This is a genomic window from Pseudomonas sp. KSR10, from assembly GCF_022355455.1.
Taxonomy (GTDB): domain Bacteria; phylum Pseudomonadota; class Gammaproteobacteria; order Pseudomonadales; family Pseudomonadaceae; genus Stutzerimonas; species Stutzerimonas stutzeri_E.
The window spans coordinates 110,830-135,431 of record NZ_JAKOEN010000025.1 but is presented as its reverse complement, the minus strand read 5'-3'; the positions used below and the strand labels follow the sequence as shown (position 1 = coordinate 135,431).

General features: G+C 63.9%; 26 protein-coding genes. 12 read left to right on the top strand and 14 right to left on the bottom strand.

Annotated features, from left to right (window positions below; genetic code table 11):
* Positions 1-26: 26 nt before the first annotated feature.
* The 4 genes from MCB86_RS22655 to MCB86_RS22640 form a co-directional block, all read right to left on the bottom strand.
* Positions 27-959, bottom strand: coding sequence for an AEC family transporter (locus MCB86_RS22655; RefSeq protein ID WP_045160108.1), 933 nt, complete (start codon positions 957-959; stop codon positions 27-29).
* Between the two features lie 327 nt (positions 960-1,286).
* Positions 1,287-1,811: a hypothetical protein gene (locus tag MCB86_RS22650; protein WP_045160107.1), complete on the bottom strand. Its 525-nt coding sequence runs from the start codon at positions 1,809-1,811 to the stop codon at positions 1,287-1,289.
* A gap of 71 nt (positions 1,812-1,882) precedes the next feature.
* Complete coding sequence (locus MCB86_RS22645; protein WP_045160106.1) at positions 1,883-3,055, bottom strand: zinc-dependent alcohol dehydrogenase; 1,173 nt, start codon at positions 3,053-3,055, stop codon at positions 1,883-1,885.
* A gap of 303 nt (positions 3,056-3,358) precedes the next feature.
* Positions 3,359-4,219 carry an oxidoreductase gene (locus tag MCB86_RS22640; protein ID WP_045160105.1) on the bottom strand — a complete coding sequence of 287 codons (861 nt, stop codon included), beginning with the start codon at positions 4,217-4,219 and terminating at the stop codon, positions 3,359-3,361.
* A gap of 168 nt (positions 4,220-4,387) precedes the next feature.
* Here MCB86_RS22640 and MCB86_RS22635 point away from each other — a divergent pair, with 168 nt between their 5' ends.
* From MCB86_RS22635 to MCB86_RS22625, 3 genes are all read left to right on the top strand, one after another.
* A complete protein-coding gene (locus tag MCB86_RS22635; RefSeq protein ID WP_045160104.1) occupies positions 4,388-5,308 on the top strand; it encodes a hydrogen peroxide-inducible genes activator in 921 nt (306 codons plus the stop codon).
* Positions 5,309-5,311: 3 nt separating this feature from the next.
* Positions 5,312-7,387 carry an ATP-dependent DNA helicase RecG gene (gene recG, locus MCB86_RS22630; protein WP_239612222.1) on the top strand — a complete coding sequence of 692 codons (2,076 nt, stop codon included), beginning with the start codon at positions 5,312-5,314 and terminating at the stop codon, positions 7,385-7,387.
* Between the two features lie 77 nt (positions 7,388-7,464).
* On the top strand, positions 7,465-8,868 hold the full coding sequence (locus MCB86_RS22625; RefSeq protein ID WP_045160102.1) for an aminoacyl-tRNA deacylase and HDOD domain-containing protein: 1,404 nt from the start codon (positions 7,465-7,467) through the stop codon (positions 8,866-8,868).
* 45 nt (positions 8,869-8,913) lie between these two features.
* Here the strand turns inward: MCB86_RS22625 and MCB86_RS22620 are convergent, their stop codons facing one another.
* From MCB86_RS22620 to gspE, 9 genes are all read right to left on the bottom strand, one after another.
* A complete protein-coding gene (locus MCB86_RS22620; protein ID WP_045160101.1) occupies positions 8,914-9,426 on the bottom strand; it encodes a type II secretion system protein M in 513 nt (170 codons plus the stop codon).
* On the bottom strand, positions 9,423-10,565 hold the full coding sequence (gspL, locus tag MCB86_RS22615) for a type II secretion system protein GspL (RefSeq protein WP_239612221.1): 1,143 nt from the start codon (positions 10,563-10,565) through the stop codon (positions 9,423-9,425). Before gspL ends, MCB86_RS22620 begins: the two co-directional genes overlap by 4 nt.
* A gap of 3 nt (positions 10,566-10,568) precedes the next feature.
* Positions 10,569-11,552: a type II secretion system minor pseudopilin GspK gene (gene gspK, locus MCB86_RS22610; protein WP_045160099.1), complete on the bottom strand. Its 984-nt coding sequence runs from the start codon at positions 11,550-11,552 to the stop codon at positions 10,569-10,571.
* Complete coding sequence (gspJ, locus tag MCB86_RS22605) at positions 11,549-12,271, bottom strand: type II secretion system minor pseudopilin GspJ (protein ID WP_239612220.1); 723 nt, start codon at positions 12,269-12,271, stop codon at positions 11,549-11,551. Before gspJ ends, gspK begins: the two co-directional genes overlap by 4 nt.
* Positions 12,268-12,672: a type II secretion system minor pseudopilin GspI gene (gene gspI / locus MCB86_RS22600; RefSeq protein WP_275589600.1), complete on the bottom strand. Its 405-nt coding sequence runs from the start codon at positions 12,670-12,672 to the stop codon at positions 12,268-12,270. The genes gspJ and gspI overlap by 4 nt, the downstream gene beginning before the upstream one ends.
* On the bottom strand, positions 12,669-13,244 hold the full coding sequence (gene gspH, locus MCB86_RS22595) for a type II secretion system minor pseudopilin GspH (protein ID WP_239612219.1): 576 nt from the start codon (positions 13,242-13,244) through the stop codon (positions 12,669-12,671). The genes gspI and gspH overlap by 4 nt, the downstream gene beginning before the upstream one ends.
* A gap of 3 nt (positions 13,245-13,247) precedes the next feature.
* Positions 13,248-13,682: a type II secretion system major pseudopilin GspG gene (gene gspG / locus MCB86_RS22590; RefSeq protein WP_045160121.1), complete on the bottom strand. Its 435-nt coding sequence runs from the start codon at positions 13,680-13,682 to the stop codon at positions 13,248-13,250.
* Positions 13,683-13,687: 5 nt separating this feature from the next.
* Complete coding sequence (gene xcpS, locus MCB86_RS22585) at positions 13,688-14,902, bottom strand: GspF family T2SS innner membrane protein variant XcpS (RefSeq protein ID WP_239612218.1); 1,215 nt, start codon at positions 14,900-14,902, stop codon at positions 13,688-13,690.
* Between the two features lie 71 nt (positions 14,903-14,973).
* Positions 14,974-16,464 carry a type II secretion system ATPase GspE gene (gspE, locus tag MCB86_RS22580; RefSeq protein ID WP_272867633.1) on the bottom strand — a complete coding sequence of 497 codons (1,491 nt, stop codon included), beginning with the start codon at positions 16,462-16,464 and terminating at the stop codon, positions 14,974-14,976.
* A gap of 550 nt (positions 16,465-17,014) precedes the next feature.
* Here gspE and MCB86_RS22575 point away from each other — a divergent pair.
* Genes MCB86_RS22575 through MCB86_RS22565 form a run of 3 tightly spaced genes read left to right on the top strand, consistent with a single transcriptional unit; the run spans position 17,015 to position 19,919 of the window.
* Positions 17,015-18,136 (top strand): Re/Si-specific NAD(P)(+) transhydrogenase subunit alpha, encoded by a 1,122-nt coding sequence (locus MCB86_RS22575; RefSeq protein ID WP_045160092.1) that lies wholly within the window; start codon positions 17,015-17,017, stop codon positions 18,134-18,136.
* 14 nt (positions 18,137-18,150) lie between these two features.
* The gene (locus MCB86_RS22570) at positions 18,151-18,471 is read left to right on the top strand and encodes an NAD(P) transhydrogenase subunit alpha (RefSeq protein WP_014851051.1); all 321 of its coding nucleotides are present in this window, start codon (positions 18,151-18,153) and stop codon (positions 18,469-18,471) included.
* On the top strand, positions 18,468-19,919 hold the full coding sequence (locus tag MCB86_RS22565) for an NAD(P)(+) transhydrogenase (Re/Si-specific) subunit beta (protein WP_239612217.1): 1,452 nt from the start codon (positions 18,468-18,470) through the stop codon (positions 19,917-19,919). Before MCB86_RS22570 ends, MCB86_RS22565 begins: the two co-directional genes overlap by 4 nt.
* Positions 19,920-19,979: 60 nt before the next feature.
* Here MCB86_RS22565 and MCB86_RS22560 read toward each other — a convergent pair whose 3' ends face one another.
* Positions 19,980-20,564: an NAD(P)H-dependent oxidoreductase gene (locus MCB86_RS22560; protein ID WP_239612216.1), complete on the bottom strand. Its 585-nt coding sequence runs from the start codon at positions 20,562-20,564 to the stop codon at positions 19,980-19,982.
* A 154-nt stretch (positions 20,565-20,718) separates the two neighbouring features.
* On the opposite strand from MCB86_RS22560, the gene MCB86_RS22555 reads away from it, so the two are divergent.
* The 6 genes from MCB86_RS22555 to MCB86_RS22530 all read left to right on the top strand — a co-directional run bounded on the left by MCB86_RS22555 (position 20,719) and on the right by MCB86_RS22530 (position 24,499).
* On the top strand, positions 20,719-21,033 hold the full coding sequence (locus MCB86_RS22555; RefSeq protein WP_045160088.1) for a putative quinol monooxygenase: 315 nt from the start codon (positions 20,719-20,721) through the stop codon (positions 21,031-21,033).
* 163 nt (positions 21,034-21,196) lie between these two features.
* Positions 21,197-21,397, top strand: coding sequence for a DUF1127 domain-containing protein (locus MCB86_RS22550; protein ID WP_045160087.1), 201 nt, complete (start codon positions 21,197-21,199; stop codon positions 21,395-21,397).
* A gap of 105 nt (positions 21,398-21,502) precedes the next feature.
* Positions 21,503-21,820, top strand: coding sequence for a DUF2388 domain-containing protein (locus tag MCB86_RS22545; RefSeq protein WP_239612215.1), 318 nt, complete (start codon positions 21,503-21,505; stop codon positions 21,818-21,820).
* A gap of 88 nt (positions 21,821-21,908) precedes the next feature.
* Complete coding sequence (locus tag MCB86_RS22540) at positions 21,909-22,202, top strand: DUF2388 domain-containing protein (protein WP_045160120.1); 294 nt, start codon at positions 21,909-21,911, stop codon at positions 22,200-22,202.
* 24 nt (positions 22,203-22,226) lie between these two features.
* Positions 22,227-22,547, top strand: coding sequence for a DUF2388 domain-containing protein (locus tag MCB86_RS22535; protein WP_239612214.1), 321 nt, complete (start codon positions 22,227-22,229; stop codon positions 22,545-22,547).
* 35 nt (positions 22,548-22,582) lie between these two features.
* Positions 22,583-24,499 (top strand): DUF4105 domain-containing protein, encoded by a 1,917-nt coding sequence (locus MCB86_RS22530; protein ID WP_239612213.1) that lies wholly within the window; start codon positions 22,583-22,585, stop codon positions 24,497-24,499.
* The last annotated feature ends 103 nt before the right edge of the window (positions 24,500-24,602 follow it).

The window sequence follows — 24,602 nt, the reverse complement described above, 5'->3', positions numbered from 1 at the left end:
GTGGAAAAATGCTTCGCGATTCCACGCTATGCCGGCAACAGAACCAGACACGCTGACAAGGTCAGCAGCGAGCCCAACGTGGAATACAGCACCACGCGCGAGACCCGCGAGGCCTCGCGGCCATAGAACTCGGCGAGCATGTAGGGCCCGGTACCGGTGGGCAGCGCGCTCAGCAGCAGCGCCGAGTAGGCCCAAAGCGTCGGCAGTTGGAAAACCTGGAACGCCAGATACCAAGTGATCAGCGGTTGTACCACCAGTTTCAATGCCACCAGCGGCCAGACGCCCGCGACCTTGCCGCCGGGCTGCGGTTGGGCGAGAAACAGTCCCAGCGACACCAGCGCGCACGGCGCCGCCGCCGCACCGAGCAATTTCAGCAGTGTCGCCAGGGGCACCGGCAGATCCATTCCGCTCGCAGCCCATGCGCCTCCGAGCAACGGCGCCACCACCAAGGGGTTGCGCAATAGCGCGCCGCTAACCTTGCCCAGCGTGCGGCTGAAACCCTGGCCGGCATGCAACCCGGTTTCCACGCAGGCCAGTGCGATAGCGAACAACACGCAGACGACGATGATCGACGCCACCATCGCCGGCTGCAGCGCTTCGTCGCCCAGCACCAGCATGCACAGCGGAATGCCGATATAGCCGGTATTGGCATAGGAAGCGCCCAACGCATCGAGACTGGCGTCGGCCAAGGGTTGTTTCTGCAACAACCGATAGCCAAGCGTGAAGCCGAACACGCCAAGACAGCCCACCGAGAACGCCGTGATAAAGCCCGGCTGCCAGAGCTGCTCCCAAGTTGAATTGGCGACCACGCTGAACAGCAGAGCGGGGAGCCCTAGCCAGACCACGAAACGGTTGAGCTCGGAGGCGCCCGTCGGACCCATGCGACCGGTGCGGCGGCACAGGTATCCCAGGAAAATCAGGGCGAAGACAGGAAGGACGACGTTGACGACGGCGGACATGGATTCTCATCGGGTGACGACCGCCAGGGGTAGCGGTACGGGGGCGGGCTGCAGACCTTAGCAAAAAATTGCTTATCGCATTGTTCGGGGCGAGTTGCTTTTTCAGTGCTAAAAACTAAGCAAAAACGCCTGCGTCTGCACATTGCGCTTTGTGGGAGCGGTCTTGACCGCGAAGCTTTTGGACTTTGACTTCCGAGCCCAGGGCCCGATGGCGGAGCTGGCTGGGGCACTGGTTTCGCCCTGCTGGGCGAAACCAGGCCATCAAGCGACTCGGACACAGGCCCGCAACACCCGTCGACCAGCAGCAGCGCTTCGCGCCCTGCCCCCCTAATGCACCATCGTCGAGGGCCTATACCCATTCGGCTCCGCCCGCGCCGCGGCAAACTCCGCCTCGACGCGCCCACGCATGGCGTCCGGCGACTGGGGAAAACCGCTGCGGTCGCTGTAATCCCATTCGACAACGGGCTCACTTTCGCTGGCCAAACCACGCGCGCAGGACACATCCAGCGCGGTGATGCCGGCCACAGCACCGGCGGCGATGGCTGCGTTGACCTGCTCGGTGCCGTTCTCGATGCTCAAGCCCAGACCGACTAGATCCAGCGCATCACCGCCGATGCGGCCGTAGATCCAGGGCTTGGGATCGTCGGCGAGCAGCAGGCCGACGCCGTTGGCGATTTCTCTCGCACCACAGGCACGGATCAGCCCCTCGTTGCCGGGCACGCCGAGAAAGCGTGCCAGCTTGCCGGGCATCAGCACTTCGGCCAGACCCAGCCCGATACTGAACCAGCCGAGGCCACGGGCCAGCGTGCGGGCGGAATGGTTGGTATGGGTGACACGATGTGGAACGCTCATGAATCAGTCCCTCCTCGGGGCTTGGAGAAGCAGCCGACCACGTCCCGCTAGCGAGACGCGAGGCCCGGCCCTTAGGGTTTGAGAACCACTTTGATACAGCCGTCATGCTTGTCGCGGAAGGTCTTGTACATCTCTGGCCCCTGCTCGAGGCTGACGCTGTGGGTGATAACGAAGCTCGGGTCGATCTGGCCCTCCTGGATGCGCCTGAGCAGGTCGTCGGTCCAGCGGTTGACGTGGGTCTGGCCCATGCGGAAGGTCAGACCCTTGTTCATCGCGGCACCGAACGGGATCTTGTCGATCAGCCCGCCGTAGACGCCGGGAATCGAGATGATCCCGGCCGGGCGGCAGACGTAGATCATTTCCCGCAGCACGTGCGGCCGGTCGCTCTCGAGCATCAGCGCCTGCTTGGCGCGGTCGTACATCGAATCGATCGAACGCGCCGCGTGCGCCTCCATGCCCACCGAGTCGATGCACTTCTCCGGGCCCTTGCCGCGGGTCAGCTCTTTGAGCCGCTCGAGCACGCTTTCTTCGTCGAAGTTGATGGTGATAGCGCCACCGGCGCGAGCCATGGACAGCCGCTCGGGCACGTTGTCGATGCAGATGACCTGCTCGGCGCCCATCATGACCGCGCTGCGGATGGCGAACTGGCCGACCGGGCCGGCGCCCCAGACGGCTACGGTGTCGGTGGGCTGAATGTCACATTGGGCGGCCGCCTGCCAGCCGGTGGGCAGGATGTCACCAAGGAACAGCACCTGCTCGTCAGTCATCCCGTCGGGAATCACCACCGGGCCGACGTCAGCGTAGGGCACTCGCACGTATTCGGCCTGGCCGCCCGCGTAACCGCCGGTGAGATGGGTATAGCCGTAGAGCCCGGCGGTGGTGTGACCGAAGACCTTGTCGGCCACATCCTTGTTGCGGTTGGTGCGCTCACAGACGGAAAAATTGCCGCGCCGGCACTGGTCGCATTCACCGCAGACGATGGTGAAGGGCACCACCACGCGGTCGCCGACCTTGAGCTTCTTGTTCGCCGAGCCAACCTCCATCACCTCGCCCATGAACTCGTGGCCCATGATGTCGCCGTGCTGCATGCCGGGCATGAAGCCGTCGTACAGATGCAGGTCTGAGCCGCAGATGGCGCAGGAACTGACCTTGATGATGGCGTCGCGCGGATCCTCGATGGCGGGGTCCGGGACGTGGTTGTCGCAGCGAATGTCGTGCTTGCCATGCCAGCGAAGAGCTCTCATGGAAAAATCTCCTGGTTCGGTGTTCGGAAACGCCGCCGTGGTGGTTCTTCCTGATCGATCGCCGCTTGGGCGGCAGCTGCTCCTGTCCCGATTGCTGCCATGCGGCAGGCTACGGCGCGCGTGCTATCAGATTTTTAGTAAGCGCGGCTGCGGCAGAGTTGCCGGAATATGGCCGTGACGGCGTAGTCACCGACGGACTGTCGTCACGCGACGCTTCGCACGCTTGTGCTCGGCGCGCGAAAGGGTCGGCTCGACGGGGTGCGTAGGCGGCGCGAGCCGCTGTAGCGGCTGCAGCCGTGTGGATCAGTTTTTGCCGGGCCGGATGGAAGCGTAGCCGTTGCGATAGCTCGAATATTGCGGCACCCAGCCCAACGCGCGGGCACGAGCATTGCTGCAACGCTTGCTACCGGCGCGACGCGTCATCGCCTGCTCGGCCCAATGGGTGACCCCGAGTCGCTCGCGCAGCCAGTCGATGACTTCGTGCAGCGGCGCCGGATCATCATCGACCCCAAGATAGCAATCTTCCAGGTCGCCGCCGTTCAGATCGGTCTGCAGCAGGCAGGCCAGCAGCGCCGCGGCGTCGTCACGGTGCACGCGGTTGCTGTACTGCGGTGGCTCGCGGTCGACCCGCAGCCCGGCACGGACCTGATTCTGCATCCAGGGACGAGCGGGATCGTAAAGCCCGGCCATGCGCACTCGGGTCGCCGGAATGCCACAATCCAGTGCCAGCCGCTCGGCTTCGAGCATGACCTGGCCGGTATAACCGGCGGGCTCGGTGGGAGAGGTTTCATCGATCCATTCACCGCTGCTCTGGGCATAGACGCCGGTGCTGGAGACAAAGAACAGCCGTTTGGGTCGCTGGCCGCGCTGCTGCAGCCAGCCGAGCACATTACGCAAGCCGTCGACATAGGCGGCCCGGTATCCCGCCTCGTCATGCTGGCTGGCCGATGCGGCGTACACCAGATAGTCCAGCGTACCGTTGGGCCAGCTGCGCGGTACCGCGCTGGCCGACAGATCGCCCTTGACCGGCAGGATCGGCACCGGCAGGCCGGCTGCCTGGCGGCGCAGGCCATAGACCGTCCAGCCCGCTCGGCTCAGCTGCAATCCGAGGCGGATACCGACATCGCCGCAGCCGGCGATCATTACAGAAGGACGAATAGCCATGGCGGTTGCTCCGTAACCGTTGCGGACCACTTGATCGGCCCGCCTTGCAGAAGTGTACCGCTGCCACATGAAATTTGCCGCTGATCAGCCAACGATGAACGGGTCGGGCATAGTTGGTTCGAACCCGAGCAAAGGCTATGCTAGCCAGCACTCTGATGGAAACTCGCTATGACACTGACCGAACTGCGCTACATCGTCACGCTTGCCCAGGAACAGCATTTTGGCCGCGCCGCCGAACGGTGCCATGTCAGCCAGCCCACGCTTTCGGTGGGGGTCAAGAAGCTCGAGGACGAGCTCGGCGTGCTGATCTTCGAGCGGACCAAGAGCGCGGTGCGGCTGACCCCGGTCGGTGAAGGCATCGTCACTCAGGCGCAGAAGGTACTCGAGCAGGCACAGAGCATCCGCGAGCTGGCCCAGGCCGGCAAGAATCAGCTGGCGGCGCCGCTCAAGGTCGGCGCTATCTACACCGTCGGTCCTTACATGTTCCCGCATCTGATCCCGCAGCTGCATCGCGTGGCGCCGGACATGCCGCTGTACATCGAAGAAAACTTCACCCACATCCTGCGCGACAAGCTGCGCACTGGCGAGCTGGACGCGATCATCATCGCGTTGCCATTCCAGGAAGCCGACGTGCTGACGCTGCCGCTGTATGACGAGCCCTTCTACGTGCTGATGCCGGCCAACCACCCATGGTCGAAGAAGGAAACCATCGACGCCGAGATGCTCAACGACAAGAGTCTGCTGCTACTCGGCGAAGGCCACTGCTTCCGCGATCAGGTGCTCGAAGCCTGCCCGACCGCCCGCAAGGGCGAGGCGCCGAGCCATACCACCGTGGAGTCCTCGTCGCTGGAAACCATCCGTCACATGGTCGCCTCCGGCCTCGGCGTGTCGATCCTGCCGTTGTCGGCGGTCGACAGCCATCACTACTCCCCCGGCGTGCTGGACATCCGTCCGATGACAGCGCCGGTGCCGTTCCGTACCGTGGCGATTGCCTGGCGCGCCAGCTTCCCGCGGCCGAAGGCCATCGAGGTACTGGCCGACTCCATTCGCCTGTGCTCGGTCGCCAAGCCGCCGGCCGCGAACGCCTGACCCATGAGCGAGCTCGCGGCCGTCCCGGTCACCGCACTCAAGGGCGTCGGCGCGGCATTGGCCGAAAAGCTCGCCAAGGTCGGTCTGGAAACCTTGCAGGATCTGCTGTTCCACCTGCCGCTGCGTTACCAGGACCGCACCCGTATCGTCCCGATCGGTGCGTTGCGGCCCGGCCAGGATGCGGTGGTCGAAGGCACGGTCACCGGTGCCGATGTAGTCATGGGTCGGCGGCGCAGCCTGCTGGTGCGCCTGCATGACGGCAGCGGCAGCCTCAGCCTGCGCTTCTATCATTTCAGCCAGGCTCAGAAGGAAGGTCTCAAACGCGGCACCCAGCTGCGCTGTTACGGCGAAGCCCGTCCCGGCGCCTCGGGCCTGGAAATCTATCACCCGGAATATCGCGCGCTCAGCGACAGCGAAGCGGTCGCTGTGGAGCAGACGCTTACACCCATCTATCCGACCACCGAGGGCCTGACCCAGCAGCGTCTCCGTCAGCTCACGCAGCAAGCACTGGCGCGGCTCGGCCCGCACAGCCTGCCCGACTGGCTGCCAGACGAACTCGCGCGTGACTATCGGCTGGCGCCCCTGGACGAAGCCATCCGCTACCTGCACCGGCCGCCGCCGGACGCCGATCTCGAAGAACTCGCCGAGGGCCGTCACTGGGCCCAGCATCGCCTGGCCTTCGAAGAACTGCTGACCCATCAGCTTTCGATGCAGCGTCTGCGTGAAAGCAGCCGCGCCCAGCACGCACCGCCACTGCCAGTGGCGCTTGAGCTGCCTAAGCGTTACCTGCGAAACCTCGGTTTCCAGCCCACCGGCGCCCAACAACGCGTGGGTGCCGAAATCGCCTATGACCTCGCCCAGGACGAACCGATGCTGCGCCTGGTACAGGGCGATGTCGGCGCCGGCAAGACGGTAGTCGCCGCATTGGCTGCCCTACAGGCACTGGAGGCCGGCTATCAGGTGGCGCTGATGGCGCCGACCGAGATTCTCGCCGAGCAGCATTTCATCACCTTTTGCAAATGGCTCGAACCACTGGGAATCGAGGTCGCCTGGCTGGCCGGCAAGCTCAAGGGCAAGGCGCGCACCGCGGCGCTGGATCGCATTGCCACGGGCTGCCCGATGGTGGTCGGCACCCACGCGCTGTTCCAGGACGAAGTGCAGTTCAAGCGTCTCGCCCTGGTGATCATCGACGAACAGCACCGCTTCGGCGTGCAACAGCGGCTGGCGCTGCGGCGCAAGGGCGTCGACGGCCGGCTCTGCCCGCACCAGCTGATCATGACGGCCACGCCGATCCCGCGGACGCTGGCGATGAGCGCCTACGCCGATCTGGACACCTCGATCCTCGACGAATTGCCGCCCGGTCGCACCCCGGTGAACACCGTGCTGGTGGCCGATAGCCGCCGCCTGGAAGTCATCGAGCGCGTGCGCTCGGCTTGCAACGAAGGCCGTCAGGCCTACTGGGTCTGCACCCTGATCGAGGAGTCCGAAGAGTTGACCTGCCAGGCCGCGGAAACCACCTTCGAAGATCTCTCGGCAGCGCTCGGCGGGCTCAACGTCGGGCTGATCCACGGCCGCATGAAGCCGGCCGAGAAAGCCGCGGTGATGGCTGAATTCAAGGAAGGGCGGCTGCAGCTGCTGGTGGCGACCACGGTGATCGAGGTGGGTGTCGACGTGCCCAACGCCAGCCTGATGATCATCGAGAACCCCGAACGCCTCGGGCTCGCGCAGCTACATCAGCTGCGCGGCCGGGTCGGTCGTGGTAGTGCCGCCAGCCATTGCGTACTGCTCTATCCCCCGCCACTTTCGCAGATCGGTCGCGAACGGCTGGGAATCATGCGTGAAACCTGCGATGGCTTCATCATCGCGGAAAAGGATCTGGAACTGCGCGGCCCCGGGGAAATGCTCGGCACGCGGCAGACCGGTCTGCTGCAGTTCAAGGTCGCCGATCTGATGCGCGATGCCGATCTGCTGCCCGCCGTACGCGACGCAGCCCAGGCCTTACTGGCACACTGGCCCCAGCATGTCAGTCCCTTGCTGGAGCGCTGGCTGCGCCATGGCCAGCAATATGGCCAGGTCTGACGCTCGTCGGTAAATCCAAACCGCACTAATCATGAGGCTATACTGCGCCGCATGGGAATAAGACGGATCACTTGCTCATGAACTCGGCTGTCGACACAACAAAAGAAATCACGCTCGCGCCAATGATTGTCCAGCTGTTGGACAAGCTGGCACTGCCTTATCGCATCTGCGAGGACCACTCGGATCTGGACCCCGCCCGTCGCGTACAGGCGGTTCTGGTCGACGACGCCATCGGTGCGCTGTTGGTACTGTACCCCCGCGATCATCTACTCGATCTGCCCTCCCTGGTTGAATTGACCGGACGTCAGCTGGTGGCCGTCAAGCCCGATCGACTCATGCGCATGCTGGCCAAGCACGACCTGAAGGTACTGCCCGGCCTGCCGCCGCTGACCAGTTCGCCATGCCTATATGAAGAACGGCTGCTACAGCAACCGGAGCTGCTGGTCGAATCCGGCCAGCCGGGTCTGCTCCTGGCCCTGTCCAGCAATGACTTCAAGACGCTGCTCAGCAAGGCCAGCGCTGGCCGGTTCGCGGCGCCGCTGAGCCAGATCAAGCCCAACCTCGACCGTCCCGAAGAGGACCGCGCCGAAATTAGCCAAGCCGTGCAGAGCTTTACCGCACGACGGATTCAGAAGCGTCTGGAAGAAACCATCGAGATTCCACCGTTGGCACAGACGGCGCAGAAAATCATTAAGTTGCGCGTCGACCCGGACGCCACGGTGGATGACATCACCGGTGTGGTCGAGACCGATCCGGCGCTGGCCGCGCAGGTGGTCAGCTGGGCCGCTTCGCCGTACTACGCGGCCCCGGGCAAGATTCGCTCGGTGGAGGATGCCATCGTGCGGGTGCTCGGTTTCGATCTGGTGATCAACCTGGCGCTGGGTCTGGCGCTGGGTAAAACCCTGAGCCTGCCCAATGATCAACCGCAACAGGCAACGCCGTACTGGCAGCAGTCGATCTACACCGCGGCGGTGATCGAGGGCTTGAATCGGGCCATTCCACGCACCCAGCGCCCGGAGGCGGGGATCAGCTACCTGGCCGGTCTGCTACATAATTTCGGCTATCTGGTGCTCGCACACGTCTTTCCACCTCACTTCTCGCTGATCTGCCGGCACCTGGAGGTCAATCCGCATCTCAGCCACAGCGTGATCGAGCAGCACTTGCTGGGCATCACTCGTGAACAGATCGGCGCCTGGCTGATGCGCTACTGGGGCATGCCGGACGAGCTCTCCACGGCGTTGCGCTTCCAGCATGACCCCAACTATCAGGGCGAGCATGCCAGTCACGCCAATCTGGTCTGCCTCGCGGTACATCTGCTGCGCAATCGTGGCATCGGCTCCGGCCCTTACAGCGAAATCCCGCAGACACTGTTCGATCACCTCGGACTGAGCCGCGAGAAAGCCAACGACGTGGTAAACAAGGTGCTCGAGGCCGAAGCCGCGTTACGTGCCTTGGCGACGCAGGTCCAGTCGCCACACTGAAGGCTGGGCGGTGCCTACGGAACCGACCGAGCACTGCACGACAATCTAGCCGCCCGCGCGGAAACTCACCCGCGCATCCACCAACCCCTCGCCGACCTGACTGATGCTGACCTCGGCGAGGCTCGCACCCGCCGCCTGCAACTCATCGAACCAGCGCAACAAGGTGCCATAGGACGCTCCGGGCAAGGTCACCTGCAAGCTGCCGTCATTGCCGATATCGAAGCTTTCGAGGGTCAGACCGCTTTGCTGCGCGCTCTGCGTCACTAACCCCTGCAACTGTTCGGGTGCCAGCGAAACCGGTTTGCTGCGAGACATCTGCCGGGCCAGTTCGGTGTTCTGTTCCAGGTAGGCGTGCAACTCGCGTGTCTGCTGAAAGTACGCCTGGGCGTCACGCACGCGCTGCTGCGCCGGTTGCCAGAGCAGCAGATAGAACAGCACCACCGCCAGGAATGCCCCGAGCAGGGTCAGCGACAGGCGCTCGCGGGGCTGCAGTCGCTGCCAGCGTATCCACAGCGGGGATTCGGCCAGGCGCACGCGCATCTGTTGTTTCAGGTTCATCCTCGGCCTCCAATCACCACTCGCGCGCTGACGGCGTCGCCGTCACGGCTGGCCGAGCCCAGCTGCACGCTTTCGCCGGTCTCACCCAGGCGCTGACGCAGCTGTTCCAGCGCCGCGAAGTCGCTGGCGCGAACCTGCAGGGCAAGGTCGCCGCGGGCCTGGTTGTAGTCCAGCTGACTGATCGTCACCGGAAAGCCTTCGGCCATCGCCTGCGCCACTTCGTCCAGCAAGCGCATGAAGCCCGTTGAGGTACCAGCGCTCTGGCCGATGTGTTCGTCGAACTGCGCACGCAGGTTGACGATGCGCCGGTCCTCCGGAAACAGCTCGCTGTACAGCGCGCGGCTGGCTTCGGCGTAACGCTCCGCCTGCCGTTCCAATGTCCAGGCCTGGACCAGATTGAAGATCAGTTGCACCGCCAGCACCAACGCGAGCACCAGCAGCACTGGCTTCCACTGCCCCAGCCCGCTGCCGGCGGCCTGCACGGCGAAGTCACCCTGAGCCAGGTTCAGCGCGCCAGCGCGTCCCGATGCAAGGAAGCGATAGGGATCGTCCAATTGCTGGTAATCATCGAGCGATTCGGGCGGCTCGTTGAAGGTGCCATGGCCATGACGAGGTATCGGACACTGCGCGACCAAGTGCGACCACTGACTGCTATCGAAGGCGAGCCGAGCTTCCGGAACGCCTCCCAGCAGCGCGCGCCCATCGATGAACAGCAGCTGGGTGCCGTCACGGGGCAGAAGGTCGGCATCGACGTGAATGGCAACGACTGTCAGCCCCAGCGCCTGCAAATCCTCCAGCCAATCGGCCAGCAGCTGTCGACGGATCGCGATGACCCGCCGCCGGCCGTCTTCCAGCGCATCGCCGTGGGTCAGATGCAGATCATCGACGTTCTCGGCCAGCAGCTCTTCGACGGCATAGGCCAGAGCCTGGTTGATCCAGCGCGCCTTACGCGTCGGCAGGTTGACTGCGAAGGCGCTGCAGACCTCGGCCGGCAGCACCAGCGTCACCGCGACCGGTGCCTGCTCGGCACAGCTGGCCAACGGCATCCAGCCACCTTCGCCCTCGCCCGGCAGCCAGTAGACTTGAGCGTCCGCGTCAAGCCGGGGGCCGCAATCGGCAGGCAGAAACAGGCAGTCCATCGGCTATCGTTCTCCATTGTTAGTTGGACGGAGCAGCCGTGGCGGTTGCCCCAGATTTCGCTGGAGGACACGGATTTCGCCGTCGTCCTCACGTCGCAGCCGGCTCACCAATGCCAACCGGCGGTCAGCCAGACGCACCTCGCTGGTGGCCTGAAAGAACTGGCTCGTCACCGCGACGCTGGTGCTTTCCAATTTGACACCGCCAAGCGCCGGTTGCGCCATGAAGCTCGCGACATCGCGAAAGCCACCGGCTTGACGCGCCTGCACCAGCGCTTCGGCGGCGCTCGGGCTGAGGCTGTCGGCAAGGCTCGACAGCACCATGGCGCTGGCCGTGTTGACGTTCAACGGGGTATCCGCCGGCAGTGCGCTGACATAGGGCGCCAAGCGCTGGAAGTCCTCATCGCGCATGTCGAGCAGCAAGCGCAGCTCGGAGATATCTTCGAGACGCCGTCCCGCGGTGCGGTAGGGCGGATCGAGCAGCAGATAGGCATTGTCTTCGGCGCCCAACTCGCCACTGGGCTGCTGATCGCTGTCCAGCCAATCGAGCAGGCGCTCGGCGTAGGGCTCGCTGATCTGCAGGCGCAGCAGCAGCCGACGGAACTGCGCCAGCGCCGCGGCATTGGGCTGCTGTTCGCGCACCAGACTGTTGAGATTGAAGCGCCCCGTCAGATCTTCGATGCGGACCTGAACCTGACCCTGGCCTTCGTCGAGGTCATAGGCCGGCTGCGGCAAGGCCCAAGGCTCGAGCAGATGATCGATGGCGGGTCGTTCGGTGCCGTTGCCCGATGTCTGCGAATCGCGGCGCAGGATTGACCGCGCCAAGGCTTCTCCGCCAAGGGCGTAATGCCAGGCCTGGCGCGCCTGCGCCTGGTTGGCGGTGCCACGGATCGACAGCTGCTGGCGAGCGATCATGCCGGCGCAGACCACGGTGACGATGGCCACCACCAACAGCACGGTGATCAAGGCAACGCCGCGCTGGGTCTTCATTGCAGCTCATCCTCGGCTTCCGGTTCGGGCACTCCTTGGGAGTCCGGCTGGATGAACTGAGGCGCTGGCGCCGGGCCATCGGGCAGGCGCAGCAAGCGGGTAATGGTGCCGTAGCGCTGATGATCGAAGGACACCTCGACGGCCACAGGCAAGCGCCGGGCCTGCTCCTCCGGGTCACCACGACCGAATTCGAACGGCGGCCATTCATCGTGCCAGGCGCCTTCCGCGTCCAGATAACGCAGGCGCAGCTCGGTCACATCATCGAGCACTCGCTGCACCCGTGGCGCGCTATCCAGATCGCGGTCGAGCACGATCCAGTAGAGCCGTTCCAGGCTGTCACCGGCGAGGTGCCAGCGCACCCGCTGCAGATTGGATCGACGCATCCCGGTGGGGTTACGCCAGCCGCTACGGGTCAACTCCAGGGAAGCGCCGCCTTCGGAGCTCGACAGCTGACCGACCAAGGCGTTCTGCTCATCGCCGTAACCGTCGCGCACGGGACGCGGCACGGCCTGAACCAGATCCTGCTCGAGCCGCCACATCGCCCGACCGAGCTCACGCAGTTCGGTTTCCTGGGCGCGCACCACCTCGTCGCTGCGCAATACGGCTTCGAGCATGCGGTAGGTCGCCAGGCCCAGCAGCGCGAACAGGGCGATGGCGATCAGCAATTCCAACAAGGTAAAACCCGCCACGCTTAGGCGCCTCCGCGCTCGGCTGGTCATGGCTCGACCCCGACGAAACCGGTCAGGCTGGTGACGGCGCGCTGTTCGATCGACGCCGAATTGCTGCGGCGTGGCTCAGCGGCCGCCACCCAGACGCGGATGCGCAAAAGGCCTGGCGTTCCGCTGGTTTCCACCTCACTGAGCACCTGCCATTGGCGGCCGCCGAATTCCAATTGTTGGTCCTCGCGACCGATGCTCGGCGCCGGCTGTTGCAGTTGCAGCTCGGTGAGACGGTTGTCGGCTATCCAGCCAGCCAGCGTCAGCGCCTCCAGCCGCCCGGCATTGTTCACGCTGCGTCCGGCGGCGGTCAGCACCACCGCGGCGACGATGGCGAAGATCGCCAGCGCCACCATTACTTCCAGCAAGGTGAAGCCGCGCGAGCGCAGCAGTGTGCGACTCATCGGCGCGCGTCCTGCGGTTCGGCACGCGGCATACGAAAGCCATCGCTGGAGACGACCCAGCCGGTGCCGTCCGGTCGCTGATCGGAAAAGGTCAGGGTAAAGGGCGAAAGCTCGCCGCTGGACAGGATCAACAGTTGAGGCTGCACGCGAGGCGCACGGCGGCGCTCGCGGTCACCCTCCTTGGACAGGCCGATAGGGTCGTCCTCGCGCTTGACCGGTGCCACCAGCTTCAGGGGTGCGCCATCGAGCTCCAGCTCCAGCCGTATCCACTCCGGGGCCTTGTGCGCCTTGTCATCTCCGGCATCACGCCAACGTGCTTCAGCCTCGTCGTAATGCATGACCCGGTAGCCGTCATGGCTGATCAACAGGCCGTACTCACGGCTGTCGAGCACGGCCTCGTCGGCCATCAGACCGATCAGCGTCGCCAGTCGCTGCGCTTCGTCGCGGACCTCACGGGAAGAGCCGGTGTTGCCGATCGACAGCACCGCCAAGCCCACCAGACTGCCGAGGATGACGATCACCACCAGCAGCTCGATCAGCGTAAAGCCGCCGCTCCGGCGCGCCCGGCGCATCGATCAGAGATCCCAGCTACCGATGTCCGCGTTCAGCTCAGAACCGCCCTGTTTGCCATCGGCGCCGTAGGAGTACAGATCGAATTGGCCATGGGTGCCCGGCGACAGGTATTGGTATTCATTGCCCCAAGGGTCCTTGGGCACGCGCTTGAGGTAGCCGTCGCGATTCCAATTCTTCGGCTGTGGATTGCCACCGGGCTTTTCCACCAGCGCGTCCAGCCCTTGCTGGGTGCTGGGATAGGAATAGTTATCCAGCTTGTACATGTCGAGGGCGGCGCTGATCGCCTTGATATCGCCTTTGGCCACGGTCACCTTGGCCTGGTCCGGGCGATTCATCACCTGCGGCACCACCAGTGCGGCGAGAATCCCGAGGATCACCACCACCACCATGATTTCAATGAGGGTGAAGCCCCTCTGTCTGCGGTCGTTCAACGTCATGCTCACTAGCCCACCAGTTGATTGAGAGAAAGAATCGGCAGCAGGATCGCCAGAACGATCACCAATACCACAGCCCCCATGAACACCAGCATGAAGGGCTCGAAAAGACCGACCAGCAACGAGATCTGCGCGGCCAGGTCGTTTTCCTGATTGCGCGCGGTGCGGGCGAGCATCTGATCGAGCTCGCCGGATTTCTCGCCGCTGGCGATCATGTGCAGCATCATCGGCGGGAACTCGCCGGTGGCATCCAGCGCGCGGGTCAGGTTGCCACCTTCACGCACCCGCTGCGCCGCCTCGATGACCTTGTCACGGATGCGCAGGTTGGCGATCACCGCCGCGGCGATGCCCAGCGCGTCCACCAGCGGTACGCCGCTGCGGGTGAGAATCGCCAGGGTCGAGGCGAAGCGCGCCGTATTGGTCGCCCGCGCCAGACGCCCCACCAATGGAATGCGCAAGATGAAAGCATGCCAGCGCCGCTTGATCTTTTCATCACGCAGCGCCTGCCGCATCGCCAGGCCTCCCGCGACGATTCCGATGAGCATCAGCCAACCCCAGCGTTGCACCACTTCGCTCACGGCGATCAGCCCGGTCGTCAACGCCGGCAGCTGCTGTCCGGTATTGACGAAGACCTTCACCACGTCCGGCACCACATAGCCCAGCAGCAGCACCACGATGGCCAGCGAAGCCACCAGCAGAATCACCGGATACAGCAGCGCCAGCTGGATCTTCTGTCGCGACTGCTGGCGCTGGTCGGTGTAGTCGGCCAGCTGATCGAGCACCAGACCCAGATGTCCAGCATGCTCGCCCGCCGCAACAGTGGCTCGGTACAGCTCGGGAAAGGCCGAAGGATATTCGCGCAGCGAGCCCGCCAGACTGTGACCCTCCATTACTCGGGCGCGCACCGCCAGCAGCATCGATTTGATCTTCTGCGAGGTCGACTGCGCCGCCGTGGCGCGCAGGGCCTCCTCGATCGGCAGCGCGGCTTGGACCAGCGTGGCGAGCTGGCGGGTCACCAACGCCAGATCACGAGCCGAAAGCCCACGCCCAAAGCCGAAGCCACCGCCAGTGGTGTCTTCCTTGGCCTTGGCCTGTTTGACCTCCAACGGCGACCATTGCTTCTCGCGCAACAGCTGCCGAGCCTGCCGCGCGCTGTCCGCCTCGATCAGGCCCTTCTGCTCGCGGCCGCGCGGGTCGAGTGCGACATATTCGAACGCCGCCATCAGCCACGGCCTCCGCCGAGTCTGCAGGCCTGCATGGCCCTAACGGTCCCTGTAGCGGTACAGCTCATCCGTTACTCCTCTCGCGTGACGCGCAGCACTTCTTCGATGGTGGTCACGCCTTCGCGCACCTTGCGCAAGCCGTCCTCGCGAATACTTGGGCCCAGTCGGCGGGCGTGGCGGAGCATGTCCTGCTCGGGTGCGCGGGTGTGGATCATGCTGCGCAGGGCGTCGTCGAACATCACCAGTTCGTAGATGCCGGTCCGCCCACGGTAGCCCAGCTGCCGGCAGACGTCGCAACCCTCAGCGTGATAGAGCGTCGGCGCCTCGCTCGGATCGAGGCCGAACAGTGCACATTCGGCCTCGTCGGCGACGTAGGCGCGTTTGCAGTCATTACACAGCACGCGCACGAGGCGTTGGGCCAGCACGCCGAGCAGCGACGAGGAAATCAGGAAGGGTTCCACGCCCATGTCCACCAGGCGTGTCACCGCACCGATGGCGCTGTTGGTGTGCAGCGTCGACAGTACCAGGTGGCCGGTCAGCGACGCCTGCACAGCCATGTCAGCGGTCTCCTGGTCGCGGATCTCACCGACCATCACCACATCCGGATCCTGGCGCAAAATCGCGCGCAACCCGCGGGCGAAGGTCATGTCGACCTTGGTGTTGACCTGGGTCTGGCCGATGCCTTCGAGGTTGTATTCGATCGGGTCCTCGACGGTGAGGATGTTGCGCGAGCGGTCGTTGAGCGTGACCAGGCTGGCGTAAAGCGTGGTGGTCTTGCCCGAGCCGGTCGGGCCGGTGACGAGAATGATGCCGTGCGGCTTCTGCACGGCCTGCTCCATCACTTTACGGTCGCGATCGCTCATGCCCAGATGGCGCAACGTGAGGCGCCCTGCCTGCTTGTCGAGCAGACGTAATACCACCCGTTCACCATTGGCCGAAGGCAACGTCGAGACACGGATATCGACTTCGCGGCCTCCGACCCGCAGGGAAATCCGGCCGTCCTGAGGGATGCGCTTCTCGGCGATATCCAGCCGCGCCATGACCTTGATCCGTGAGACCAGCAGCGCCGCCAACTCGCGCTTGGGTTGCACCACTTCGCGAAGAATGCCGTCGATGCGGAAGCGGATCACCAGACGCTTCTCGAAGGTCTCGACATGGATGTCCGAGGCGTTTTCCTTGATCGCTTCGCCGAGAATGGCGTTGATCAGGCGGATGATCGGCGCATCGTCCTCCTGCTCCAGCAAGTCTTCGGTTTCCTGGATCTGATCGGCCAGGCTGTGCAGGTCCATCTCGTCACCCAGGCCCTCGACCATCAGCATCGCCGCCGAGGAGTCGTGCTGGTAGGCCGCGCTCAAGGCCTGCTCGAATTCATCCTGCGCCAACCACTGCATGGCCAGCGGGCCACCCGCGATGCGCTGCGCTTCCTGCAAGGCGGTCAACGGGGCGCCTTCACGTGCACACAGGCGCAAGCCTTCGGGGCGATCCAGCAAGATCACACCATGGCGCCGGGCGAAGGCAAATGGCAGGCGCCGCTGGACCGGCTCCTCCAGCAGCGCGGTCATCTCGTTCACGTCCAGTTCGGCCATGCAGTATCGATCCTCGGAAAAAGCTATGAGCAGGTCGCGCTGAAGCCAGCGCGACCAACCGCTTTGGACTACAAGGAATGCATGACATTGCAAACCTCTGACAGTTTTTCATCAGCGCATTACAGGCCCCTCGGCAAACCGGCACCAAGGTCGAATATAGCCAAGGCTGCGGGCGAATACCGCATCTATGGGCGGTCATTCATGATTGCGCCGTGCATATTCGCCATGGAACCTTATACGAAGGTCGAATCCAATACGGACGCTGCCTGCAGCGGTACAAAGCAACCTAACGGTCACGTCGTGAACGAAGCGGCGCATTGGCGTTCCGATTAAAACAGTTGTTTGATTTTTGCGGCGATTGCAGAATGCCGCGCCGCAACAGGCCCGACCAGCAGTGCAGGGGCCCGTTAGCCGATCCACACCCGGCCGCCACCCGTAGTGGCCGGGCGAAAAGTACCACCCGCGGTGCGAACAGCCGGATGACCGGACAGCCCGCAGGTAACGATCAAGCAGGAGAACAAGAACAATGCACATTGGTGTTCCTCTCGAAACCAGGCCCGGTGAGACGCGCGTCGCCGCGACACCGGAAACCATCAAGAAGCTGATCGGGCAAGGGCATCGGGTGACGGTGCAGAGCGGGGCTGGCGTACAGGCCAGCATCCCGGACAGTGCCTTCGAGGCGGCAGGCGCTACCATCGCCGATGCCGCTGCGGCGTTCGCAGCAGAGATCCTGCTGAAGGTGAACGCACCGAGCGAAACCGAACTGGCGCAGATGCAGCCGAGTACGGTTCTGGTCGGCATGCTCAATCCCTTCGACAATGAAAACATCGCGCGCATGGCCGCACGCGGCATCACCGCCTTCGCTCTGGAAGCGGCGCCGCGCACCTCGCGTGCACAGAGCCTCGACGTGCTTTCATCGCAGGCCAACATCGCCGGTTACAAGGCCGTAATGGTCGCCGCCAACCAGTATCCGCGCTTCATGCCGATGCTGATGACCGCTGCTGGTACGGTGAAGGCCGCACGGGTGTTGATCCTTGGTGCCGGTGTGGCCGGTCTGCAGGCCATCGCCACGGCCAAGCGCCTGGGCGCGGTGATCGAAGCCTCGGACGTACGCCCGGCGGTGAAAGAGCAGATCGAATCGCTCGGCGCCAAGTTCGTCGACGTGCCGTTCGAGACAGACGAAGAGCGCGAATGCGCCGAAGGCGTTGGCGGCTATGCCCGTCCAATGCCCGCGTCCTGGATGACACGTCAGGCTCAAGCCGTGCACGAGCGTGCCAAGCAGGCCGACATCATCATCACCACCGCGCTGATCCCGGGCCGCAAGGCGCCGACGCTGTTGCAGGAAGAAACCGTGCAGCAGATGAAGCCCGGCTCGGTGGTAATCGACCTCGCCGCCTCTCAGGGCGGCAACTGTCCATTGACCGAAGCCGATCAGGTGGTGGTCAAGCACGGCGTGACCCTGGTTGGCTACACCAACCTGGCGACCCTCGTGCCGGCGGATGCATCGGCGCTATACGCACGCAACCTGCTGGACTTCCTCAAGCTGGTAATCGATGGCGAAGCCAAGTTCCAGCTCAATCTTGAAGACGACATCGTCGCCGCGTGCCTGATGTGCCGCGACGGCCAGGTCGTGCGCACCAACGGTTAAGGGAGCCCTAAAGAATGGACCTGATATCTGATGGCATCTACAACCTGATCATCTTCGTGCTGGCGATTTACGTCGGCTACCACGTGGTCTGGAACGTCACCCCCGCGCTGCATACCCCGCTGATGGCGGTCACCAACGCCATTTCGGCGATCGTCATCGTTGGCGCCATGCTCGCCGCCGCCCTGACCGTCACGCCGATGGGCAAGCTGATGGGCACCCTGGCGGTGACCCTGGCCGCGGTCAACGTCTTCGGTGGCTTCCTGGTCACCCGTCGCATGCTGGAAATGTTCAAGAAGAAGGAGCGCGCTGGCGCTAAGGCGGAGTCCAAGCCATGAGCATGAACCTGATCACCCTGCTCTACCTCATCGCCTCGGTGAGCTTCATCCAGGCCTTGAAAGGCCTGTCGCACCCGACCACCTCACGCCGCGGCAACCTGTTCGGCATGATCGGCATGGGCATCGCCGTGGTCACCACGGTGTTCCTGGTGTTCAAACTCGGCGCGCAGCTGGTCGAAAGCGCCAGCCCCTGGAGCGGTCTGGGCTTTATCGTCCTCGGCCTGCTGATCGGCGGCAGCATCGGTACACTGATGGCCAAGCGCGTCGAGATGACCAAGATGCCCGAGCTGGTTGCCTTCATGCACAGCATGATCGGTCTGGCCGCGGTATTCATCGCCATCGCTGCGGTGCTCGAACCGCAATCGCTGGGTATCGTCCAGGCCATCGGCTATCCGATCCCGGCCGGTAACCGCCTGGAGCTGTTCCTCGGCGCAGCCATCGGCGCCATCACCTTCTCCGGTTCGGTGATCGCCTTCGGCAAGCTGTCGGGCAAGTACAAATTCCGGCTGTTCCAAGGCGCGCCGGTGGTGTTCCCCAACCAGCACAAGATCAACCTCGCCGTGGGCGTGGCGATTCTGGTGCTCGGCCTGATCTACACCTTCAGCGGCAACTTCACCGCGTTCATGATTCTGGTGGCGCTGGCCTTCGTCATCGGCGTGCTGATCATCATCCCCATCGGCGGCGCCGACATGCCGGTGGTGGTGTCGATGCTCAACAGCTACTCGGGCTGGGCGGCAGCGGGTATCGGCTTCTCGCTGAACAACTCGATGCTGATCATCGCCGGTTCCCTGGTGGGTTCGAGCGGCGCGATCCTCTCGTACATCATGTGCAAGGCGATGAACCGCTCCTTCTTCAACGTCATCCTCGGCGGCTTCGGTGGCGACGCGGATGCCGGCCCGGCGGCTGGCAGCAAGGAACAGCGCCCGGTCAAATCCGGTTCCAGCGATGATGCCGCCTTCCTGCTGTCGAACGCCGACACCGTGATCATCGTCCCTGGTTACGGCCTGGCAGTAGCTCGCGCGCAACACGCGCTGATGGAGCTGGCCGAGAAGCTGACCCACATGGGTGTGACCGTGAAGTACGCGATCCACCCCGTCGCCGGTCGTATGCCGGGCCACATGAACGTGCTGCTGGCCGAAGCCGAAGTACCATACGAGATGGTCTTCGAGATGGAAGACATCAACTCCGAGTTCGGCCAGGCCGACGTGGTGCTGGTGCTGGGCGCCAATGACGTGGTCAATCCTGCGGCGAAGAACGATCCGAAGTCGCCCATCGCCGGGATGCCGATCCTCGAGGCTTACAAGGCCAAGACGGTCATCGTTAACAAGCGCTCCATGGCCAGCGGTTATGCGGGCCTCGACAACGAACTGTTCTACATGGACAAGACCATGATGGTCTTCGGCGATGCCAAGAAGGTCGTCGAGGACATGGTCAAGGCCGTGGAATAAGCGACACCGCTACACCAAAGCCCCTCCCGGCCCGGCCGCGAGGGGCTTTTTCTTGCCCGATCAACCGCCGAATACCCGCGCCAGGTGCGCTTCGTAACGCTGGATGTCGGCCTCGATCGAGGGTCGCTTCATGACATCCACACAGAGGAAGGTCGGCAGGCCTGTCATGCCGAGAAATTCGTTGGCCTTGTGGAAGGGGAAGTAGACGGCATCCACCCCCTTGCCTTCGAAGAAGTCCGTCGGATCGTCGAAGGCCTGCTGCGGCGCGTTCCAGGTCGCCGAAATCATGTACTGCTTGCCCTGCAACAGCCCGCCGCTGCCGTACTTCTGCGAGGCATCGGAACGCGTGCGCCCGTCGTTGGCGTAAAGGCTGCCGTGGCCCTCGGTGAAGACCTCGTCAAGGTATTTCTTCACCGTCCAGGGTGCGCCCATCCACCATCCGGGCATCTGGTAGATGATCACGTCCGCCCAGAGAAACTTGGCGACTTCCTCGGCCAGGTCGTAGCCCGCATCGATATGAGTCTGCTGCACATCGAAGCCGGCCCGATCGAGAAAGCTCAGCGCAGTCTCATGCAAGGTACCGTTGTAGCGACCATCGGAATGGGCGAACTGTTTGGCACCGTTGAGAAGCAGGACTTTTTTCATGGGTCGTATCCAGCAAATGAGAATGGCGGGCAGCCTAACGACCGCCCGCGCGGCAAAACAGAGCGCTGCAAGCAAAAGCGTGTTGACTGAAAGTCACGAATCAGCGACCCGTTAATGCCTTAGGCTGTTTACACCCATCAGCGGAGCAAGCCCCATGAGCGAACGTTGCGCCTTTATCCTTCACGCCTACACCCGACCGGAAAAATCGGCCGAATTCGAAGCGCTGTTCAACCGCTACGTTGCCGCAAGCCGGGCCGAGGACGGCTGCGTCGAGTACCACATGCTGCGCGACGCGCAGGACCCGACCCTGTTCATTTTCTTCGAGGTCTGGCAGTCGCCTGAGCATCTGGCGGCGCACAATGCGCTGCCGCATATGCGCAACTTCCGTGAGCAGCGTATGGATTTCCTTAGCCGCGATTTCGAGGTTCGTCCGATCGAAATGCTTAGCGCCTCGTCCGCCCAGCGCTGAGTCGGGCCAAACAGTTTCGTCGGCGAAACAGCGGTACAGTTGATCACCCCTGACAACTGAACCGGCACAATTCACAGTCCCTGTGACTGTTACGTAACAGCGCAGCACGCGACCCTATCTACCCATACCCCACCCCCGCGAATCGGCGGGAAGGAGAAGGCAGATGGAACGCGTACTGCCCCGCACGCTCAGGCTCGGTACTGGCTCGCTATCGCTGCGTCGACTGGTTGAATTGCTGCACCTGTGGCATCGACGGGCCCGCACCCGACGTCAGCTGGCCGCGCTGGATGAGCACCAGTTGTCGGACATCGGCATCAGCCGCAGTGAGCGCATGGCCGAGCTGGAAAAACCATTTTGGCGCTGACATCGCACTTCCCAGGCAAGATCCTGCAACCTAAGCTGAACGGCACCACCCGTCGGCGGTCCAAGCCGCTATCGGCGGGAAGCCGCGTCTAGCCTGGAGAAGTCTATGAACAAGTATCTATTGTCCGTCGCCGCCGCTGCTTGCCTGGTTGCGGGAACCGCCTCGGCCGGAAGTATCACGGGGACGGTCGATGCCATCGGTGCCTCGTTGGTCAATAGCGTCGAAGGCACCTCCGACTTCACCTCAAACCTGGGTGACGACAAGCTGGTGCTCGACGCCCGCGACGATGCGGCCCGCTTCGTTGCCAGCGATGGCAAAGCGCGTGGAGCCCAGCTCGAGGCCGCGCTGGGCCATATCCGCAGCCAGGCGCCAGGCCTGAGTGCCAGCGATCTGGAACTGGCCAACGCTATCCTGGCGCTCTGACCCACCCCATTAAACCCGGGCCGCAGCGCTGGCCGTCAGGCTGGCGTTTCGCTAGCCTATGCGGCTGTTTTTCGGCACCGGGATCAACATGCGTTCGTTCTATCTTGTATTGGCCAGCTGCGCCTTCTGCGGGACTGCGCAGGCATTCGACAGCACTATCGCCGGCACCGTCGCCTTCAGCTACGTTGCCAGCCAGGTAACCAGCGCCCCATTCGATAACAAGCTGATCCTCGACTCGCGCGATGACGCGGCCCGCTTCGTCGCCAGCCAGGGTGAGGTCCGCGGCGCGCGGCTGGAAGCGGCATTGCGTTGGCTCCACCGGCAACAGCCGCAGCTTGCAGCAAGCGATCTGGAACTGGCCGAAGCAATCCTCATCCAATAGCCACCCGCTTTCACGAGAACCTACATGAAATTGAAGCTGTTCGCCGCGTCCCTCGCACTGACCCTACTCGCCAGTGGCGTCCAGGCCCAAACGCTGGTCGCCACCAGCAACATCGTGATCAATGCGCTGGACCGCAGCATCAACTTCACCTCGGATGTCACCAGTCGCATCAGCGATATGAAAGTCGTCAGCGAAGCCCGTGACGAAGCCGCCGGCTTCGTCGCCAGTGCAGGTGAAATTCGTGGTGCACGCCTGGAAGCTGCTTTCGGTGGGCTGCGCAGTGCATTTCCGGAAGCCCGGCAAGCCAGCGATCAGGCCCTGGCTGAACTCATTCTCTCGCAGTGAAACCAGTTCGCGCCTGGCTGGCCTATGTTGCGCTCATGGCGCTAACCAACCTGTGTCACGCCGATCTGCACCTGACCCTCGACGACAACGAGCTGCAGCCGGCCGAACGCGCAGCCAGCCAGCAATTACTCGACGAAGCCACGGCGGCGCTGCCGCCGAGGTTGGTCGAACGGCTTGATCGTGAGGTGCGTGTGCGTTGGCACGACGGCCTGACGCACCAGGTATATGGCAGCGCGGGAGGCGATCTGCTACTGCTCAACCGACGCCTGCTGCCCTCCCTGACCGATGGTTCCGCCGCCACACAACGTACCGACCGCCCCCACGGCACCGTTCGCAGAGAACTGTTGGCGACACTGATTCACGAAGTCGGGCACCTCTATGATCGTGCTCGGCTCTGGTCGTCCGAACGCCACGCGCAATTGGCCTTCTGCAGCCAACGCGCCGCCAGCCTCGGCCTGGTCGGGTTGCCGGACCGCTGCCGCGGGCAAACCGAACGCCGCTTCACCCTCAGCGATGATCCACGTCTGCTCGACCTCGCCGGCTGGCCCCAGCGTGTCGGCCGGCACGGCGAGCGCGAGCGGAAAAACGCCCAAATAGCGCGCAGCCCCGATGCTTACGAGCTGACCAACCCGCTTGAATTCGTCGCGGTGAACCTGGAGTACTTCCTGCTCGACCCCAGCTACGCCTGCCGACGGCCTTCCCTGCATCGCTATTTTCGCGAGCATTTCGGCTGGCAGCCGACCGATGTGCAGGCCTGCGACGGCGGCCTGCCGATTCTCAACGCCGGACATGATTTCGCGCGAGCTCCCTTGATCAAGCTCAATCCGGAGCGGGTCTACGCGGTCGACTACCTGTTCGCCGAGGCCAATGACGCCTGGGTAAGCCGTTGGGGCCACAGCATGCTGCGCCTGGTCATCTGCGCCCCCGGTCGTCCGCGCGGGCCGGCTTGCCGACTGGATCTGGATCATCACCTGGTGCTGTCCTTCCGCGCCTTTGTCGGCGACGTGCAGCTGTCCAGCTGGGATGGCCTGACGGGTGTCTATCCGTCACGCCTGTTCGTTCTTCCGCTGGGTCAGGTGATCGAGGAATACACCAAGGTCGAGCTACGCAGCCTCGCCTCGATCCCGCTCAAACTGGAGCGCGATGAGATCGACAGGCTGGTCGAACGCAGCGCCGAGATGCACTGGAGCTACGACGGCGATTATTACTTCCTGTCCAACAACTGCGCGGTGGAAACCCTCAAGCTGCTGCGCAGCGGCACCGCACGGCCGGAACTCACCGCTCTGGACAGCATCCTGCCCAGCGGGCTTTTGGAAATCCTGATCAATCGCGGCCTGGCCGACGCCAGCGTGCTCGACGATCCGCACGAAGCGCTACGCCTGGGCTATCGCTTCGACTCCTACCGCGATCGCTACCAGGCGATGTTCGCCGTGCTTCGCGAACGTCTCGGACTGCCGCAAGAAGATGTCGAGCAATGGCTGGCGCTCCGTGCCGAGCAGCGTCGCCCATGGATCGCGAAGGCCGATCTGCGCGCCAGCGCGGCACTGCTGCTGGTCGAACAGGCGGCGCTGCGCCAGCACCTGCTCCTGGCGCAGGAGGAACTCAAGAAGCGCTACCTGGGCGCCCGCGAGCAGGGTGATACAAGCCTCGCCAAGGCCGATGAAACCCTGCAAGGCATCCTCGCCAACAGCGGCTATCTGAGCCAACCGGCACAACTGCTCGACGGCGGTTACGGGCTGCCGCAGGCCAGCGAGTGGCAGCGACTGGAGCAGGAAAGCAGCCAGCGCCAGGCGCAGCTCATGCAACTCACCGAGACGCTGAACGAGGAAGTCCGCTTGTTGTTGGGCGAAGAACGTCGCATGGAGCTGGAGAACGTGGAGGCCAACCTGGTGCAGATCGGCGACCACTTGCGGCGCCTGCACAAAGCCGGTGGCGGCTTGCAACTGCCCTGACAGGATCGGCATACGCCTTCAAACCCTGTATGCATCCAGGCGACTCAACCTGTCCACGCGACTTTTCTCGGGACGAAAAAAAACCTCGAACTTCGTTGGGGGA